General features: G+C 70.9%; 15 protein-coding genes. 4 read left to right on the plus strand and 11 right to left on the minus strand.

The window, feature by feature from the left end:
- Positions 1-73: 73 nt before the first annotated feature.
- Positions 74-3322: an SMC family ATPase gene (locus ODE13_RS13680; RefSeq protein WP_322479750.1), complete on the minus strand. Its 3249-nt coding sequence runs from the start codon at positions 3320-3322 to the stop codon at positions 74-76.
- Entirely contained in the window at positions 3319-4557 is a 1239-nt protein-coding gene (locus tag ODE13_RS13685; RefSeq protein ID WP_322479751.1) for an exonuclease SbcCD subunit D, read from the minus strand. The genes ODE13_RS13680 and ODE13_RS13685 overlap by 4 nt, the downstream gene beginning before the upstream one ends.
- A gap of 117 nt (positions 4558-4674) precedes the next feature.
- Here ODE13_RS13685 and ODE13_RS13690 point away from each other — a divergent pair, with 117 nt between their 5' ends.
- Positions 4675-5511 (plus strand): ADP-ribosylglycohydrolase family protein, encoded by an 837-nt coding sequence (locus tag ODE13_RS13690; protein WP_322479752.1) that lies wholly within the window; start codon positions 4675-4677, stop codon positions 5509-5511.
- Here ODE13_RS13690 and ODE13_RS13695 read toward each other — a convergent pair.
- The 7 genes from ODE13_RS13695 to clpS are packed head-to-tail and all read right to left on the minus strand — an operon-like array spanning position 5495 to position 10789.
- Positions 5495-6568, minus strand: a complete 1074-nt coding sequence (locus ODE13_RS13695) for an exonuclease domain-containing protein (protein ID WP_322479753.1) — start codon at positions 6566-6568, stop codon at positions 5495-5497. The two genes, ODE13_RS13690 and ODE13_RS13695, sit on opposite strands and share 17 nt — an antisense overlap.
- Positions 6565-7215: an RdgB/HAM1 family non-canonical purine NTP pyrophosphatase gene (gene rdgB, locus ODE13_RS13700; protein ID WP_322479754.1), complete on the minus strand. Its 651-nt coding sequence runs from the start codon at positions 7213-7215 to the stop codon at positions 6565-6567. The genes ODE13_RS13695 and rdgB overlap by 4 nt, the downstream gene beginning before the upstream one ends.
- The gene (gene rph, locus ODE13_RS13705) at positions 7212-7952 is read right to left on the minus strand and encodes a ribonuclease PH (RefSeq protein ID WP_322479755.1); all 741 of its coding nucleotides are present in this window, start codon (positions 7950-7952) and stop codon (positions 7212-7214) included. Before rph ends, rdgB begins: the two co-directional genes overlap by 4 nt.
- Positions 7945-8826, minus strand: coding sequence for an MBL fold metallo-hydrolase (locus ODE13_RS13710; protein WP_322479756.1), 882 nt, complete (start codon positions 8824-8826; stop codon positions 7945-7947). Before ODE13_RS13710 ends, rph begins: the two co-directional genes overlap by 8 nt.
- 16 nt (positions 8827-8842) lie before the next feature.
- A complete protein-coding gene (murI, locus tag ODE13_RS13715) occupies positions 8843-9802 on the minus strand; it encodes a glutamate racemase (protein ID WP_322479757.1) in 960 nt (319 codons plus the stop codon).
- On the minus strand, positions 9799-10476 hold the full coding sequence (locus tag ODE13_RS13720; RefSeq protein ID WP_322479758.1) for a DUF2017 family protein: 678 nt from the start codon (positions 10474-10476) through the stop codon (positions 9799-9801). Before ODE13_RS13720 ends, murI begins: the two co-directional genes overlap by 4 nt.
- Before the next feature lie 4 nt (positions 10477-10480).
- Positions 10481-10789 carry an ATP-dependent Clp protease adapter ClpS gene (clpS, locus tag ODE13_RS13725; RefSeq protein WP_218881851.1) on the minus strand — a complete coding sequence of 103 codons (309 nt, stop codon included), beginning with the start codon at positions 10787-10789 and terminating at the stop codon, positions 10481-10483.
- A gap of 23 nt (positions 10790-10812) precedes the next feature.
- Between clpS and ODE13_RS13730 the strand changes: the two genes are divergently transcribed.
- Positions 10813-12165 (plus strand): nicotinate phosphoribosyltransferase, encoded by a 1353-nt coding sequence (locus ODE13_RS13730; RefSeq protein ID WP_322479759.1) that lies wholly within the window; start codon positions 10813-10815, stop codon positions 12163-12165.
- On the opposite strand, the gene ODE13_RS13735 is transcribed toward ODE13_RS13730, so the two are convergent.
- Positions 12158-12751, minus strand: a complete 594-nt coding sequence (locus ODE13_RS13735) for an XRE family transcriptional regulator (RefSeq protein WP_322479760.1) — start codon at positions 12749-12751, stop codon at positions 12158-12160. The genes ODE13_RS13730 and ODE13_RS13735 overlap by 8 nt on opposite strands.
- Positions 12752-12858: 107 nt before the next feature.
- Here ODE13_RS13735 and ODE13_RS13740 point away from each other — a divergent pair, with 107 nt between their 5' ends.
- Both ODE13_RS13740 and ODE13_RS13745 read left to right on the plus strand, forming a co-directional pair.
- Positions 12859-13875: an NAD(P)/FAD-dependent oxidoreductase gene (locus ODE13_RS13740; protein ID WP_322479761.1), complete on the plus strand. Its 1017-nt coding sequence runs from the start codon at positions 12859-12861 to the stop codon at positions 13873-13875.
- A gap of 105 nt (positions 13876-13980) precedes the next feature.
- On the plus strand, positions 13981-14625 hold the full coding sequence (locus ODE13_RS13745) for an isochorismatase family protein (RefSeq protein WP_179540235.1): 645 nt from the start codon (positions 13981-13983) through the stop codon (positions 14623-14625).
- A 36-nt stretch (positions 14626-14661) separates the two neighbouring features.
- Here ODE13_RS13745 and ODE13_RS13750 read toward each other — a convergent pair whose 3' ends face one another.
- Entirely contained in the window at positions 14662-16395 is a 1734-nt protein-coding gene (locus ODE13_RS13750; RefSeq protein WP_322479794.1) for a DEAD/DEAH box helicase, read from the minus strand.
- Between the last annotated feature and the right edge of the window lie 196 nt (positions 16396-16591).

The raw sequence follows: 16591 nt of genomic DNA on the forward strand, positions 1-16591 counted from the left end.
ATGCTGCGGCCGCCGCGCGGCCTGGCCCCGACCCAGATTCCGCGAGCGAGGGCCGCCCACGGGACGACCTCGTTCAGGGAACGCTGAGCGTGTCCTCCGCAGAGTGTTGCGGGGAGTCTATGGCACAGGGGATCACCATGCTGACAGTCGAGCCGGTGCGCCGTCGGATGACCTGCAGCTGAGTGGGGATCGCCCGGTGCATCTCTGTCACGTGGCTGACGACCCCGACCCGCCGCCCTTCGCCCTGGAGACGGTGCAGGGCGGCCATCACGTGGTCCAAGCTCTCCTCGTCCAGTGAACCGAAACCCTCATCGATGAAGAGGCTCTCCAGCCCCACTCCCCCGGCTTCGGACTGCACCACTTCAGCCAGTCCCAGAGCCATCGCCAGGGAGGCCATGAACGTCTCCCCGCCCGAGAGCGACGAGGTGGGTCGCTCATGGTCACTGTGCTCATCATGGACCTTCAGCTCCAGCCCGTGACGCCGTCCCGTGCCCTCGACATCATCGTGAAGCAGCCGATAACGCCCCTCCGACATGGTCTGCAGGTGTCGGGTCGCGGCGGACGCGACCCTCTCCAGCCGGCCGGCGAGCACGTAGCTGGTCAGCGTCATGCGGCGAGGATTGTCCGGACCGGCACCGTTGAGGGTGGAGGCGAGCTCCGCGAGCCGACGGTGCTCAGTCAGCTCTCCGTCCCGGGCCCGCAGCGCCGCGGTCATCCGCAGACAGGCCTCGCCCGCGGCGCGTCGTCGGTCCTCGAAACGGTCGCGGGCGCTCTGTGCCTGGTGATGACGTGCGTCCGCAGCCTCGGCGTGCTGCTCGGCGGCCCGGACTGTGACCTCCTCGGGGAGCGTCGGCTCCTCCTCACGGAGGGCGTGGGCCGCCACGATGTCCTGAGACTCCTCCGCAAGACCCAGCCGCTGTTCCTCCCTGTCCCACGCCTGGATCATCTTCTGATGGTCGTGCACGGCGGCGTCGTCTAGGAGAGCGGAGGCGAGCTCCTCCTCAGCGGCCACCGGCGAGTCCTGCAGATGCTGGCGGGCAGACTCGCGAGCCGCCCGGGCCGACCCCTCAGCGTCCCGCCACCGGTTGAGGACCGTCTCGGCCTCCCGGCACCGGGTCTCGAGGAGCTCGAGCGCGGTCAGCCGTGCTCCGACGTCGGGGTGAGAGCCGCGCAGCCGGGTGAGGAGCACGTCCGACGTGATGATCTCGTGGGTCAGTCGATCCACCTCAGCCTCGGCCTGCTCGAGAGCATGGCCCCCGGCGAGACGGCCGCGCCGCGCGGCGGAGAGCTCCTCGCGGAGCCGCGCGAGGTCCGCCTCCCGTCGGCGCTGGTCCCGCAGACTCTGCTCCGCCATGTCATGCCGCCGCTGCGCGTCCTCGAGCTCGGCGGCGGCGGTCTCCACGAGCGCCTCGCCCGCGCACACCTCCACGCGCGTCGCGGGGTCGGGGTCGGCAGGGACGGGGTCGGCAGGGTCGGGGTCGGCGCCGCCTGCTTCCCGGAGCTGCAGGGCGAGCTCGGACAGGTCCTCCTCGAGCTCCCGGACCGCTTCGCGGGCGGCCTCGAACGCGGAGTCCGCCCGGGCGCGGGCGCGGGCGGCGTCATGGAGGTGTTCGGTGGCCTGCTCGACGTCCTCCTCCCCGACCTCCCGCGCTGGCTCCTCAGAGGCCTCCTGATCGGCGCCTCTCGCGGGATCGGGATGATCGGTGGAGCCGCAGACCAGGCAGGGCTCTCCGGAGACCAGGTCTGCGGCGAGGCGGCGTGCCACCGTGCTCAGGTGCCCGGCGAGGAGCCGGCGCCTGCGGGCGTCGGCCGACTGCTCGGTGCGTTCAGCCTCCAGCGCCGCGGCCCGGTCCCTGTCGGCACGGCCGCGGCGCTGATCCAGCTGACCCGCCAGCTCGGCACGGCGCCGGTGCAGCCTCAGGAATTCTTCCAGGGCTCTGCTCCGGTGCTCGAGCTCCTCGACGTCTTGCCAGGCTGCGGCGAGCTTCTGCTCACGTTCGGCGATCCCGGTGATCTCTTCGTCGAGCCTGCGGCAGATCTCCTGCTGTTCGCCGACCCGACGCCGGGCGAGGGTCCGCTCGTCGTCGGCCTCGCGTCGCCGCCGTTCCAGCCGCGCGGCGTCCTGCTCCTGGAGGGCTCCGCGCAGCTGCGCCAGCTCGTCGAGCAGCCCCCGGAGCGGCTGCGGATCCGGAGTTCCGTCAGCAGACACCAGCGCGGCGGCCGCCGTCCCGTCGGTGTCGACGTCGTCTTGTGCGCCGAGCGTCGCCCGCAGCGCGACGATCTGTTCTGCGGCGTGGTCGCGCCGCGTGCCGGCCTCACGTTCGAGGCGCTCGGCGTTGACGAACCAGCGGCGGATCTCCGTGGCCTGCTGATGCCGGGTGAGCTCGATGCGGTGCTGCTGCGCCGTCTCGCGCCGAGCCTCATGGGCGGCACGTCGCTCCTCGTGGGCAGCGAGCCCCTTCAGAAGGGTCCGACGTCGGCGGAGCACGTCTGCGCGGTCACGCGCAGCCCTTTCCTCCGCGGCGGCGGTTTCCACGCTGCGCGCCAAGTCCCGAGCCAGCCAATCAGCGAGAAGCTCCAGGGCTTCGCCCAGTTCCTCCGGGGGCACCGCGGTGAAGCGCGAGAGGTCCTCCCCCAGCGCCGGCTCCAGCATGGCCTTCGCCTGGGAGCGGACACCGTCGGCGGTGACCTCCACGCGGTGTTCGGCCTGGGCGATCCGTTCGCGCAGCTGCTTGGTCCGGTCGTTGAGCTCGGCTTCCAAACTCTGGAACAGAGTGGTGTCGAAGAGCTTCTGCAGGAGCTTCTGCTTCTCCATGCTGTTCGCATGGAGGAACTGGGCGAACTCGCCCTGCGGCAGCAGGATGACCTTGGTGAACTGGTGGCGGTCCAGCGGCAGGATGTCCTGAATCTCCTTGGAGGCGGCCTGCACCCCGCTGGTGACCTCCCGCCACTGCTCGCCGTCGTGGACCTGGAGCAGCACGGTCTGGTTCTGCGCGACGAAGCCGGTCTTCGCCCGACGACTCGGTCGCCGATGCGGAGGGGTGCGGCGGATCAGCCAGCGCCGGTCCGACTGGGTGAACTCCAGCTCCACGCTGGGCTCGCGCTCCGGGGGCGCGAGGTGACTGTGGAGCCCTGCCACGTCACGCTGACCCGGCACGTCGCCGTAGAGCGCGAAGGTGACGGCGTCGAGCACCGTCGTCTTGCCGGAGCCGGTGCGGCCGTGCAGCAGGAACAGCCCGTCGGCGCTCAGGGCGTCGAAGTCGATCTCCTCGGTCCCGGGGAACGGGCCGAAGGCGGTCAGCCGCAGCCGATGGAGCCTCATGACGTCCCCTCCTCCGGAGCGGGGCCTCCGGTACGGGCCAGGTCCACGCGCACCGCGGCCAGCGCCTCGGTGAGGATCTCCTGCTCCTCCTCCCCCGGCCCACGGCCGCGGACGTGCTCAAGGAAGGAGTCCACCACCTGCCCCGGCGTCTCCGCCTGATGCAGGGCCTCGGCGTAGCCGGCCGCAGCGCCGGGTTCCTGCGGGGGACGGTGGGCGAAGGTCGCCAGGTGCGGATAGGCCTCCTGGACACGCTGGAATGCGCGCTCTGGGCGCACGACGTCGGTGACGGTGACCTGGACGAAGTCCTCGCGGTGGCGCCTGACGGTGGGCTCGTCCAGGATCTCCTCGAGCGCGCCGCGCAGCTGGGCGAGGTCTCGGCCGATGTGCCAGTCCAGTCCGGTGATCGCGGACCAGTCCGTGCTGTCCCAGAGCCAGGCGCCCTTGGCCTGCCGCGCCTCGGAGAAGGAGTAGCGCAGCGGCGAGCCGCTGTAGCGGACCTGCGGGGCCAGACGCTGACGACCGTGCAGGTGTCCCAGCGCGGTGTAGTCGAAGCCCTCGAACAGGGACAGCGGGACCACGGCGAGACCGCCGGAGCTCTCCTCCGAGTGCTCCATGGGCTCCCCTGACGGTGCCTCGACGCCGATGGCCCGCTCCGAGTCGGAACCCACCCCGTGGGCTGCGAACAGGTGGGCCATCAGGACGGTCCGCACCGTCACTCCGGGGCAGATCTCCTGGCGGCGGCGGTCGACGTCCGCCTGGATCCTCCTGATGACCTCCTCCATGAGCGCGGTGTGGCTGACCCGCCCGAGACCCAGGCGTGAGGCATAGAGCTGCGGCTCCAGATAGGGCACCCCGTAGACCAGGACGACCTCCTCGCCGTCGTCGAGCGTCACCGGGGTCCAGGCGTCCTCCAGAGAGGTGCGCAGGTGGACGCCCGATGCCGCCATCAGGCCACGCCCGAATCCCAGCCGCTGGGCGGAGTCATGGTTTCCGGAGGTGATGATGACGGTGACCCCGGCGTCGGCGAGCCGCAGCAGGCAGCGCTCCAGCATGCTCACCGCCCATTCCGGGGGCAGGGCGCGATCGTAGACGTCTCCGGCGACGAGGACCACGTCCACCCGCTGGTCCTCGACCGTCCGGCAGACGGTGTCCAGCATCTCCTGCTGGGCGTCGACCAGAGAGGTGCCGTGAAAGCCGCGTCCCAGATGCCAGTCGGAGGTGTGGAGCCATCGCATGGCTCCACGGTATCGGCAGGCGGTGACGCGTGCCGGCAGACGCGCAGCAGGGCCCGCGCGCGGCAGTGCTCACCGGGCGGGTCCGCGGCAGCAGCACGGACTGGTTACAGTATGGGCGTGACTCCCGACGAGCCCTCCCCCAGACCTCCAGCCCCCGATGACTCCTCCGACGCCGGACTGATCGCCCGCTTCGCTCCGGTGCTCCGCGCCGGTCTCGGCACCGCCCTGGCCGCCGACGACTCCGGACCCAGGCTGCACGCCGAAGCCCTGCACCAGGTGTGCCTCGCCGACGGCCTGCTGGAGCTGCTGGACTGGACCCGGCAGGGTGTGGCCGCCGACCCGCTGGCCTGCCTCTGGCTGGCCTCGCTGCGCTGGCATCGGCTGCTGACCGGCTCCTTCCCGGAGGGCGCCCCCGAGCCGCCGGCCCGCGCCACCGACCGGGCGCTGGCCGAGCTGCTGAACGGCCGGTCTCCGACGCTGGCACTGATGCCGGACAGCGGAGAGGTCTCCCGCCGGGGACTGGCCACCGGAGAGATGGCCTACCCCTCCTCACCGGCGCAGCCGGAGTGCGCCGACCCTTCCGGTCTGCTGCGGCTGGTGCCACTGGCGCTGGTCCCCTACGTGGAGGACTCCCTGGTGCTGCGCTGGACGGAGCAGGCGCTGGCCCTGACCCAGGGCCATCCCCGGCTCCATGCCGACGCAGCGCGGCTCGTCGCGACGGTGCGTGGACTCGGCGCCCAGCAAGACCCCGGTCCGGCGGCGGTCCGCGCGGCGCTCGCGCAGGCGCGAGACATCATGACCGATGCCGACGAGGTCACCGCCGCCGCGGTGCTGGCACAGGTGCGGGCCGCGGGCGGTCAGCAGCCGGACGTCACCGCCCTTCCGGACGAGCTCGAGGCGACCCTGCAGACCGCCCTGCTGACGCCTTGGCAGCGCGTCACAGCCCCGGTGTGAGTCGGACGGCGGCGGTGGGCGGCGGACCTGCGGTCGCGGGCCAGGACTCTCCGAGCAGCTCACGGAACTCCTCCTCGGCGAGCACCTGCAGCGCCTGCCCGTGCCGCCGACGCCGGAGGGCGTCCCGGGACTTGTTGGTCTGCAGCGGGACCTGCTCAGTGGACCCCGTCGAGCGGTAGCCGTCGCCGACCACCAGCAGAGTCGTGCCCGCGGTGACCCGGGAGGTGGTCTGCCCGCCATGGGCGGCCACCAGACGTTTGGCTTCGGGGCGCGGAATGCTCAGACTCCCGGTGAAGACCACCTGCTCCCCGTGGAGCGGATGGGCCGGGTCCGCGCTCTCGGAGGGCGGGAGGTTGCGGCCTTCGTCCTGCCAGCGCAGCAGGTCCGGCAGCGCCTCGTCAGGGACCGTCCGGACCCGCGAGTCGAAGATCGGCCCCATCGCGCGCACCTGGGCGGTGGCCCGGGAGGGCTCCTCCGGGGATCCGGTCCAGGCCGGCAGATGCAGGGGCTCGAGGCTGCAGGAGAGGAAGAGCTCGTCCAGCTCGACGATCCCCTGCCGAGCAGAGATGTCGCAGACGATCGCCGCGCAGGCCCGTGCGTCCTCCAGGGCATGGTGATGGCGGCCGAGCGTGTGCCCGGCCTCGGCCGCGGACTTCGGCAGCGCGTGGGAGGGCAGGTCGTAGACGACCCTCGACAGCTGCACGGAGCACCAGCAGCGCAGCCCTGGGGAGTCCATCCCGCTGACCTCGAGGGCGGCCTGGAAGACCTCGACGTCGAAGGCGGCATTGTGCGCCACCAGGGTGTCGGTGCCGATGAACGCCTCGATCTCCGAGAACGCCTCGGAGAAGCGCGGTGCCACGGCGACGGCCTCCGGGGAGAGCCCGTGCACGGCGACGTTCTTCGGGTCGAAGCGGTCGAAACCCACCGGGGGGCGCAGTTCGGTGTAGTGGCTGGCCACCTCCACGCCGTCGCGAATCCGCACCAGACCCACCGAACAGGGCGAGCCGCGGAACCCGTTGGCCGTCTCGAAGTCCACCGCGGTGAAGTTCAGGCTCACCGTTCGCGTGCTCCCTGGAGGGCCTCGACGATCTCATCGCGAAGGGCGGCGAAGGCCTGGCCACGGTGGGAGATGGCGTTCTTCTCCTCCATGGTGAGCTCCGCGCAGCTGCGGGTCTCCCCCACCGGCTGCAGGATCGGGTCGTAGCCGAATCCCCCGTCGCCACGGGGTGCGGTCAGCAGCGTGCCCTCCAGCCGGCCCAGCCGGGTGACCTCGCGGCCGTCGGGCAGGGCGAGCGCGGCGGCGCAGACGAAGGCCGCGCCGCGGTGCGCGGGGGCGATGTCGGCCAGCTGCTCGAGGAGCAGCTCCAGGTTGCGGGCGTCGGTGGCGCCCGCGCCGGCCCAGCGGGCGGAGAAGATGCCTGGAGCTCCGCCGAGGACCTCCACCGCCAGACCGGAGTCATCGGCCACCGCAGGCAGACCGGTCTCGGCGGCCACGGCATGGGCCTTCAGCAGCGCGTTCTCCTCGAAGGTCACTCCAGTCTCCGGCACCTCGGCGCAGCCGGCGGTGGCGGCGTCGACGACGGCGACGTCCAGGTCCAGGTCTCCGAGCGCGGGGGCCCCGGCCAGCAGGGCGCGGAACTCACGGACCTTCCCGGCGTTGCGGGTGGCCAGCACGATCTGAGCGTCACGGGCGGCGGAGGTCACGAGGCCAGAGCCTCCTGCTGGAGCCGCGTCAGCTGCGCGGTGCCGGCGAGCGCGAGGTCGAGCAGCGCGTCGAGCTCGTCTCGGCGGAAGGGGGCGCCCTCCGCGGTGCCCTGCACCTCGACGAACTCTCCTGCCCCGGTGGCGACCACGTTCATGTCGGTCTCGGCGGTGGAATCCTCCGAGTACGGGAGGTCCAGCACGGGGGTGCCGTCGGGCAGGATCCCCACGGAGACGGCCGCCACCGAGTCGGTGAGCACCTCGGCGCGGCGAGCCACATGGCCCTGCTCCCGGGCCCAGGCGACAGCGTCGGCGAGCGCCACGTAGGCGCCGGTGACGGCCGCGGTGCGTGTGCCGCCGTCGGCCTGCAGGACGTCACAGTCCAGGGTGATCATGTTCTCCCCCAGGGCGGCGGTGTCCACCACGGCGCGCAGCGAACGGCCGATCAGCCGGGAGATCTCGTGGGTGCGGCCCCCGATCTTCCCCTTCACGGATTCGCGGGAGGAGCGGGTGTTGGTGGCTCGGGGAAGCATGGCGTACTCGGCGGTGACCCAGCCGGTGCCACGGCCCTTGAGCCAGCGCGGGACGTTGGACTCGAAGGAGGCCGTGCACAGCACCCGGGTGCCGCCGAACTCGATGAGCGCCGAGCCTTCGGCGTGCTCGGACCATCCGCGGGTGATCCTCACCTCGCGCAGCTGGTCGGGGGCACGTCCATCGGCTCGCTGGAGGTTCTCAGTCACGCTGTGTTCTCACGGTCCTCTCGGGGTGGTCGGATGCGACGACGACGGCGGGGGCCGGCGAGGTCTGGGGTGCGGCGTCTCCGGAGGGCCCGACCCGGTAGGTCACTCCCCCGACGGCTACGGCGATGTCACCGGTGAACGTGCCGCGGGCGTGCTCCAGGAGGATCCGCTGGGAGGTCCACACCGGGATGTGGGTCAGCAGCAGCCGCCCGACGCCTGCGGCGGTGGCCATCTCGCCGGCACGGTGGCCGTTGAGGTGCACTCCTTCGATGTGGTCGTCCCGGCCGTCCTCGAAGGCGGCCTCGCAGAGGAAGAGGTCGGCACCCCGGGCGGCCTCGACGAGGTTGTCACAGGCGTCGGTGTCCCCGGAATAGGTCAGGGTGCGCAGTCGGCCGTCCTCGCCGGAGACCTGCACCCGCAGCGCGTAGGCCTCGTCGATGGGATGCCGTACCGGGACCGGGGTGATGGTGAAGGGCCCGATCTGTTCTGCCTGCCAGGGGTTCCAGCTGCAGAAGTCGAAGTCCGGGTGCATGCCCGGGTCCGGTTCCATGCCGTAGGCGTTGGCGATGCGCTGGTCGGTGTAGATCGGTCCGAAGACCGGCAGGTGCTTGCCGGGCCAGCCGCCGGGACGCCAGCGGATCGCCACGTGGAGTCCGCAGAGGTCCATGTAGTGGTCGGGGTGCAGGTGGCTCAGGCAGACCGCGTCGAGGTCCTCCAGCGCGATGTGCTGCTGGAGCTTGCCCAGCGCGCCGTTGCCGAGGTCGAGGATGATCCGCCAGGTGCGCCCCTCATGCTCCGCGCTGAGCATGTAGCACGATGCCGGCGACTCGGGCCCGGGGAACGAGCCGCTGCATCCGATGATCGTCAGTTCCATGTCCTGCCCAGTCCCCTCAGGTCGTCTCTCCGCCAGCGGCGGCGCGCGGCACCGATGCAGCCGATGGCGATGACGTCGACGGCGCGGTCGCACCGGCCAGCATAGCGTCGGTGATCTGTGGAATCACACCGGTGGGGTAGGTCTCCGTCACATGGTCGAGCTGCCGCACCTCCGCGACCTCGGGTCCCAGGAATCGGCGGGCCAGCCGACGGAACGAGTCGGCGGGCCCGGTGGAGAGGAAGATGTGCTCCCCGACCGAGGCGTCGGCGTCACGCAGCAGCCCATGTCGGGTGAGCGCGCCGAAGAGGTCCTTGGCGGTCTCCTCGGCTGAGGAGACCAGGGTGACCGAGTCGCCCATGACATAGGAGAGCACCCCGGTCAGCAGCGGGTAGTGGGTGCAGCCCAGCACCAGGGTGTCCACCTCCTGCTCACGCAGCGGAGCGGTGTACTCCTCGGCGGCAGCGATCAGTTCGGGCGAGGCGGTGATCCCGCGTTCCACGAACTCCACGAATCGTGGACAGGCCGCCGAGGTGACGTGGAGCTGGGGGGCCGCGGCGAAGGTGTCCTCGTAGGCGCGGGAGCCCACCGTGGCAGCCGTGCCGATGACGCCGATCCGTCCGGAGCGGGTCGCCGCCACGGCACGCCGCACCGCTGGCTGGATGACCTCCACCACGGGAATCCCGTAGCGCGCCGTGTACCGCTCCCGTGCGTCCCGGAGCACAGCCGAGGAGGCGGAGTTGCAGGCGATGACCAGGGCCTTGACCCCCGAGTCCACGAGCTCGTCCATGACGCCCAGGGACTGCGCCCGGACCTTCGCGATGGGCAGCGGGCCGTAGGGCCCGTGCGCGGTGTCCCCGATGTAGAGCACCGACTCGCCGGGCAGCTGGTCCAGCACCGCCCGGGCGACGGTCAGCCCGCCGACCCCAGAGTCGAAGATCCCGATGGGCGCCTCGGGATGAGGAGCGGCGACCTTCACCCCGTGCCCTCGTCGTCGCCCTCGTCGTCGTCCTCGCCCTCGGGGAGGAACTCGACCATGGCGGTGAAGAGGGTCTCCTGCAGCCAGGTGATGAAGGTGTAGATCTCGGCCATGAAGGTCTCGGTGTTCTTCACCCGGCCGGAGACGGCGGCGCGGTGCACCCGCTCGGCATCCTCCTCGGTGCGGATCTCCATCCGGGTGGCCAGGGTCAGGCGCACGTCATTGATGGCACGGCCGAACAGCGGCGCTTGGTCCTCTGCCAGCTGGACCGGGGAGGACTCCAGCAGCATGCGTGCGGTGCGCAGGTCGGCGATCTTGGACTCACGCAGGGAGGCCTCGGCGAGGCGACGCAGCTGTCCGGCCTGCTCCGGGTCCCGCGACGCCGCGGGAAGCAGGCGGGCGAGCACCTCGTCCCGCGGGGCGTCCAGGACCTCCGAGCCGCCGAGTCCGGCCAGCTCGGCGCTGAAGTGGGCGAGGACGGGGTCCTGCCGCAGATGCTGCGTCGACTCGGCGTCCTCGTCCGTCTCGGGCTCCGCGGAGTCCGCAGCGACCTCGTCGGTCCGCGACTGCAGCAGGTCGATGACGTCGCCGCAGAGCGAGCTCAGCAGACGGCGCTCATGGGCGTCCAGGTCGGCGCGATAGCCGTGGGAGGTCGCGCGGAAGGCGGTGGCCATGGGTTCAGGCCTCCTCGAGTGTGGCCTGCAGCCCGAAGTGGTGCATGGCGGTGACGTGGCGCTCGACCTGTTCGCGGGTCCCGGTGGCCACCACGGCGCGACCCTGCTCATGGACCTGCATCATCAGCTGGTGCGCGCGCTGCCGAGAGTGCCCGAAGTAGCTGCGGAACACCCAGGCGACATAGGACATCAGATTGACAGGGTCGTTCCAGACGACGACCTGATACGGACGCTGGACGTGCTGGAGCGTCGAGAACTCTGCCTCGAGATCGGTCTCCTCACGGGTGAGCGTCGACCCTTCCACGGAGCTCATGCTGGTTATTCTACGCTGGGGGCGTGACACATTCACTCCGCCCGGAGGCTCGCGGCTCCTCACCGGCCGCGCCCCGCCCCTCCACCGCGCTTCTCACCGACCAGTACGAGCTGACCATGGTCCAGGCCGCCCTGCGGTCGGGCGCGGCGCATCGCCGCTGCGTGTTCGAGGTGTTCGCCCGCAGCCTGCCGGCGGGGAGGCGCTACGGCGTCGTGGCGGGCACCGGGCGGCTGCTCGAGGGACTGGCGGAGTTCCGCTTCGGGGGTCCGGAGCTGGACTTCCTGGCCGGTCACCGGATCGTCGACGACGCCACCGTGGATTTCCTGCGCGAGTACCGCTTCAGCGGGAGCATCCACGGCTATGCCGAGGGCGAGGTCTTCTTCCCGCATTCCCCCGTGCTGCGCGTGGAGGCCAGCTTCGCGGAGGCGACCCTCCTGGAGACATTCGTCCTCTCCGTGCTCAACCATGACTCGGCCATCGCCTCGGCCTCCTCGCGGATGACGGTCGCCGCAGGTGAGCGCCCCTGCGTGGAGATGGGATCGCGCCGCACGCAGGAGCACTCGGCGGTGGCCGCGGCACGGGCGGCGGTGATCACCGGGTTCTCGGCGACCTCGAACCTCGAGGCCGGGCGTCGCTGGGGGCTGCCGACTCTCGGCACCGCCGCGCACGCCTTCACTCTGCTCCACGATTCCGAGGAGCAGGCCTTCGCCGCCCAGGTGGAGGCGTTCGGCGCGGGCACGTCGCTCCTGGTGGACACCTACGACGTCGAGGCCGCCGTGCACCGCGCGGTCGAGATCGCCGGGCCGGAGCTGGGCGCGGTGCGGCTGGACTCCGGGGACCTGATCGAGCAGGCCCATCAGGTCCGCACACTGCTGGACTCGCTGGGCAACACCGAGACCCGGATCATCGTGACCTCGGACCTGGACGAGTACGCGATCGCACGTCTGCAGTCCGCCCCGGTGGACTCCTACGGCGTGGGCACCCAGCTGGTGACCGGCTCGGGCGCACCGACGGCCTCGATGGTCTACAAGCTGGTCGAGCGCACCGACGACGACGGCGTCCCGGTCCCCGTCGCGAAGGCGGCGGTCGGCAAGACCAGTGTGGGCGGGGTCAAGCACCCGGTGCGCACCTACGGCACCGATCATGTAGCGCAGGCCGAGGTGGTCGGCATCGGCCGGGCTCCCACCTTTGAGGCCGACGACCACCGCGAACTGATGGTGCCGCTGGTGATCGACGGGGAGATCCTCGCCGAGCACACCGGCGCCGAGGGCGTGGAGCGCGCCCGCCGGCGCCACCGCGCGTCCGTGGACGAGCTTCCTGCCGCTGCGACCAGCCTGCAGGACGGCGAGCCGGTGCTGCCGACGATCTTCAGCTGACCTCGGAGTCGACGCGTCCGGCGTCCTCGCCCGTCTGCTCGGGATCAGTGTGCGGCCCCATGGCCTCCTCGCTGAAGAGGCTGATGATCTCCGCCTCCCCGGGTCCGGCCGCGCTGAACGCGTGGGGGATCAGCGTGTCGAATTCCGCGGCCTCCCCGCGGCTGAGGATGACCTCCTCCTCGCCGAGCTGCAGGCGGAGGCGGCCGGAGGTCACATAGAACCATTCGTAGCCCCGGTGGGTGTGGAGGCGCTCATGCGGGGACCGCTCCGCATAGGTGATCCGGAAGGCGTTGACCGGGGAACGCTCCTCGGAGAGGGGCTGGACCTCCATCCCCTCTCCGCGCCATCCGGGGCGGCTGACTCGGGGGTCGGATGCTTCGTGGACCAGCAGGTCGTCCACTGCGATGCCCAGTTCTCGGGTGAGCGGCAGCAGCAGCTCCAGACTCGCCTGCCGCTTGCCCGACTCCAGACGCGAGATCGTCGAGGTGGAGACCCCTGAGGCTCGGGCCAGCCGGTCCAGGGTCCAGCCCCGTGCCGTGCGTGCGCCACGCAGTCGGATCCCCACCTGCGCGAGTTCTCGGATCACGGTGCCTCGCCCTCCTTCGACGCGTGCGGATGCTTCCAGCCTCCCCAATTATTGCCAATTCTGCAAGATCGCTTTCTGGGAACCGTTCGCAGGAGGAGGATGGGAGCATGAACTCCACTCCTCCCCCCTCCTCCCGCCACACTGTCAGCGCCTCCGGCCCTCGCCCTGAGTCAGGCGAGCTCTACGACGCAGTGGTCATCGGTGCGGGGCCGGCCGGCCTCAGCGCCGCCGTCGCCCTGGGCCGCGCCCGCCGTCGAGTGCTGATCATCGACGCCGGCTCACCCCGGAACCGGGCCGCCTCGCACCTGCACACGGTGCTGGGTCACGAGGGCCTGGATCCCGCCGAGCTGCTCCGCACCGGTCGCCAGGAGGCGCTCAGCTATGGAGCGGACCTCGTGCCCGGCGTCGTCGCCCGGGTCTCCGAAGCCTCCGTGGAGAGCGGCCCGGTCACCCTGACGGTCACCCTCGAGGACGGAAGCCAGGTCCTCGGCCGTGCGGTGATCGCCGCCGGCGGGCTCACCGACGAGCTGCCCGACGTGCCTGGGCTCGCCGAGCACTGGGGGTCCTCTGTGCTGCACTGCCCCTACTGCCATGGCTGGGAGGTCCGCGACAAGCGCCTGGGCGTGCTCGCCGCCGGGCCGATGGCCCTGCACCAGGCCGAGCTGCTGCGCCAGTGGACAGATCGGCTGACCTTCTTCAGCGCCGGCGCCGAGCCTCTCTCCGACGAGACCGCACGGCGGCTCCGCGCACGGGACGTGGTCATCGAGCCTGCCGTCGTCACAGCGGTTCACGGCGAGGACGGCGCGGTGACCGCCGTCACGCTGGCCGACGGGCGCGAGGTGCCCGTGGACGCGATCTTCACCGCTGGCGCCCTGCGACCACACGACGCACCCCTGGAGGAGCTCGGACTCGCACGCAACGCCACCCCGATGGGTGAGTTCCTGTCCGTGGACCGCACCGGGCGCACCAGCCACCCGCGGGTCTGGGCCGTGGGCAACATCTCCGATCCTGCCGCCAACGTGGTGATGTCGATGAGTGCAGGGACCTTCGCCGGAGCCACGGCGAACATGACTCTGGTCAGCGAGGACTTCGACCTCGCGGAGTCGATCTCCATCCCCGGCTGAGCACCCCCAGGGACTCTCCTGCACGCTGCTGCACCGCCGGCCTTCGGTGCAGTAGCGTGGGGAGCACGTGGAGGACTCCACGCGCGCCGTCTAAGGAGGAGATCCATGGCCGAGGCCCTGATCATCGTCGACGTCCAGCACGACTTCTGCGAAGGCGGCACGCTCGCCGTGCAGGGCGGAGCCCATGTGGCCGGCGAGATCAGCGAGTTCTTGGAGGAGGCCCACGCGGACTTCGACGCCGTCGTCGCCACCCAGGACTGGCACATCGACCCCGGGGCCCACTTCGCCGAGAACCCCGACTTCCGCACCAGCTGGCCCGTGCACTGTGTGGCGGGCACCCCGGGGGCGGACCTCCACGAGGACTTGGACACTGACCACATCCAGACCCGCTTCCTCAAGGGGCAATACTCCGACGGATACTCCGGGTTCGAGGGCATGGTCGGAGACCCCGAGCGGGTGGGCACCCTCGAGGGTGAGAACGGCACCAAGGTGACCGCCGGCGACGCGGTCGCCGAGGAATCCCTGGACCTGCACGCCTGGCTCACCGATCAGGAGATCGACACGGTGACGATCGTCGGATTGGCCACCGATCATTGTGTGCGGGCCACCGTGCTCGACGCCGTGGAGAACGGCTACCGGGTGCGCGTCATCCGGGAGCTGACCGCCGGAGTCGATGCTGCACGCTCCGCTGAGACCTGGGAGGAGTTCGCCGAGGCCGAGGTCGAGGTGCTCAGCCTCGAGGATCTCTGAGCCGACGCGCCGCGGGAGCACCGAACCGCACCGGACTCACTTCCGGCCCACGAACCAATTCTGCAGCTTCTTGAGCCGGGCCTCCAGCTGCGCCTGCGTGGCCTGTCCGACCTGCGGGCCGCCGCAGGCCTCGCGCAATTTGTTGTGGACCGTGCCCTGGTGCATCCCGGTCTTCGCGGAATAGGCCGAGACCGAGGTGTTCAGCTGGCCGCGGATCTTCTTCAGCTGCCGGTGGTCCACCACGTCGGCGGGCCGTTCCTGAGCGACCTCCGGCCGGCGCTTCAGCTGCTGGGCCTGGTGCTGCTTGAGCAGCGTGGACACCTGGTCCGGCTCCAACAGCCCGGGGATCCCCAGAAAGTCCATCTCCTCCTCGGAGCCCACTGCTCCCCCGAGTCCGAACTCGTCACCGTCAAAGAGGACTTTGTCGAAGGAGGCGTTCGAGTGCAGGGCCGCGAACTTGCCCTTGGTGAGCTCCTCGGAGGCACGGTCCTCCTGCTCCGCCTCGTCCAGGAGATCCTGCTCCTGGATCTCGGACTCCTCGCCGACTTGCGGCACCTCCAGGGCGTGGTCCCGTTCCTCCTCCATCTCATTGGCCAGGGCGGTCAGCACGGGCACCGAAGGCAGGAAGACACTGGCGACCTCGTTGGCGTTGCGCCGCCGCACGAAGCGCCCGATCGCCTGAGCGAAGAACAGCGGAGTCGACGTCGAGGTCGCATACACGCCCACGCACAGCCGTGGGACGTCCACGCCCTCAGAGACCATCCGCACCGCCACCATCCACATCCGGGACCCGTCCTCGGAGAAGTCCTCGATGCGCTGCGACGCCTCCTTGTCGTCGGAGAGCACAATGGTGGTCTTCTGCCCGGTCAGGCGGTCCAGCTGCGCGGCGTAGGCCCGCGCGCTCTCATGGTCGGTGGCGATGACCAGGCCGCCGGCGTCCTCCACCCTCTCCCGGACGTTGAGCAGCCGCTTGTGCGCGGCCGAGAGGACCGAGGGGATCCACTCACCCTCAGGGTTGAGCGCGGTGCGCCAGGCATGGTTGGTGATGTCCTTGGTCGCGGCCGCGCCGAGCTGCGCCTCCATCTCCTCTCCGGAGGAGGTGCGCCAGCGCATGTTCCCCGAATAGGCCATGAAGACCACCGGGCGGACGACCTTGTCCTTCAGCGCCGGACCGTAGCCGTAGGAGTAGTCGGACTGCGAACGCCGCACACCGTCGGCGTCCTCGGTGTAGTCCACGAACGGGATCGGAGAGGTGTCGGAGCGGAAGGGCGTGCCGGTCAGCGCCAGGCGGCGCGTCGCCGGGGTGAACGCCTCACGGATGCCGTCACCCCAGGAGAGCGCGTCGCCGGCGTGGTGGATCTCGTCGAGGATCACCAGGGTGCGTCCGGCCTCGGTCTTGTTCCGGTGCAGCGCCGGCTTGTTCGCCACCTGGGCATAGGTGACCGCGACGCCGATGAACTGCCGGCCATGACGGCCGTCGGAGTTCTTGAAGTTGGGGTCGATCGCCAGACCGATGCGGGAGGCCGCGTCGGCCCACTGCCGCTTGAGATGCTCGGTGGGCGCCACCACACAGATGCGGTTGATCTCGCCCGAGTCCACCAGAAGCTTCGCCACGCGCAGGGCGAAGGTCGTCTTTCCCGCACCGGGCGTCGCCACGGCCATGAAGTCCTTGGGCGACCTGCGGATGTAGAGATCCAGCGCCTCCTGCTGCCACTGCCGCAGCTTCGGGGCGGTGCCACGAGCGGCGCGGTGCGGATACACCGGTGGCATCGAGGCTCCGACGTCGGTGCCGACGTCGAACAGCGACTCCGTCTGAACGCCTGAGGAATCAGTCACAGCTGTGCATGCACCCTTGAAGGTCGAGGTCCGGTGGTCTGGTTCCGCCCACGCTTGGTCTGCCGCGGGCTCAGGGAAGGGCCCCCGCACAGGCGGGGGCCGGGCTGAGGCCAGAGATGTTCACACGGCG

This window comes from Nesterenkonia sp. HG001 (genome assembly GCF_034438835.1).
Taxonomy (GTDB): domain Bacteria; phylum Actinomycetota; class Actinomycetes; order Actinomycetales; family Micrococcaceae; genus Nesterenkonia; species Nesterenkonia xinjiangensis.

Coding starts and splice junctions, on each gene's coding strand:
- ODE13_RS13680 (WP_322479750.1), bottom strand. CDS start 3,322: ATGAGGCTCCATCGGCTGCGGCTGACCGCCTTCGGCCCGTTCCCCGGG.
- ODE13_RS13685 (WP_322479751.1), bottom strand. CDS start 4,557: ATGCGATGGCTCCACACCTCCGACTGGCATCTGGGACGCGGCTTTCAC.
- ODE13_RS13710 (WP_322479756.1), bottom strand. CDS start 8,826: ATGGAACTGACGATCATCGGATGCAGCGGCTCGTTCCCCGGGCCCGAG.
- ODE13_RS13720 (WP_322479758.1), bottom strand. CDS start 10,476: ATGGCCACCGCCTTCCGCGCGACCTCCCACGGCTATCGCGCCGACCTG.
- clpS (WP_218881851.1), bottom strand. CDS start 10,789: ATGAGCTCCGTGGAAGGGTCGACGCTCACCCGTGAGGAGACCGATCTC.
- ODE13_RS13740 (WP_322479761.1), top strand. CDS start 12,859: ATGAACTCCACTCCTCCCCCCTCCTCCCGCCACACTGTCAGCGCCTCC.
- ODE13_RS13745 (WP_179540235.1), top strand. CDS start 13,981: ATGGCCGAGGCCCTGATCATCGTCGACGTCCAGCACGACTTCTGCGAA.
- ODE13_RS13750 (WP_322479794.1), bottom strand. CDS start 16,395: ATGCCACCGGTGTATCCGCACCGCGCCGCTCGTGGCACCGCCCCGAAG.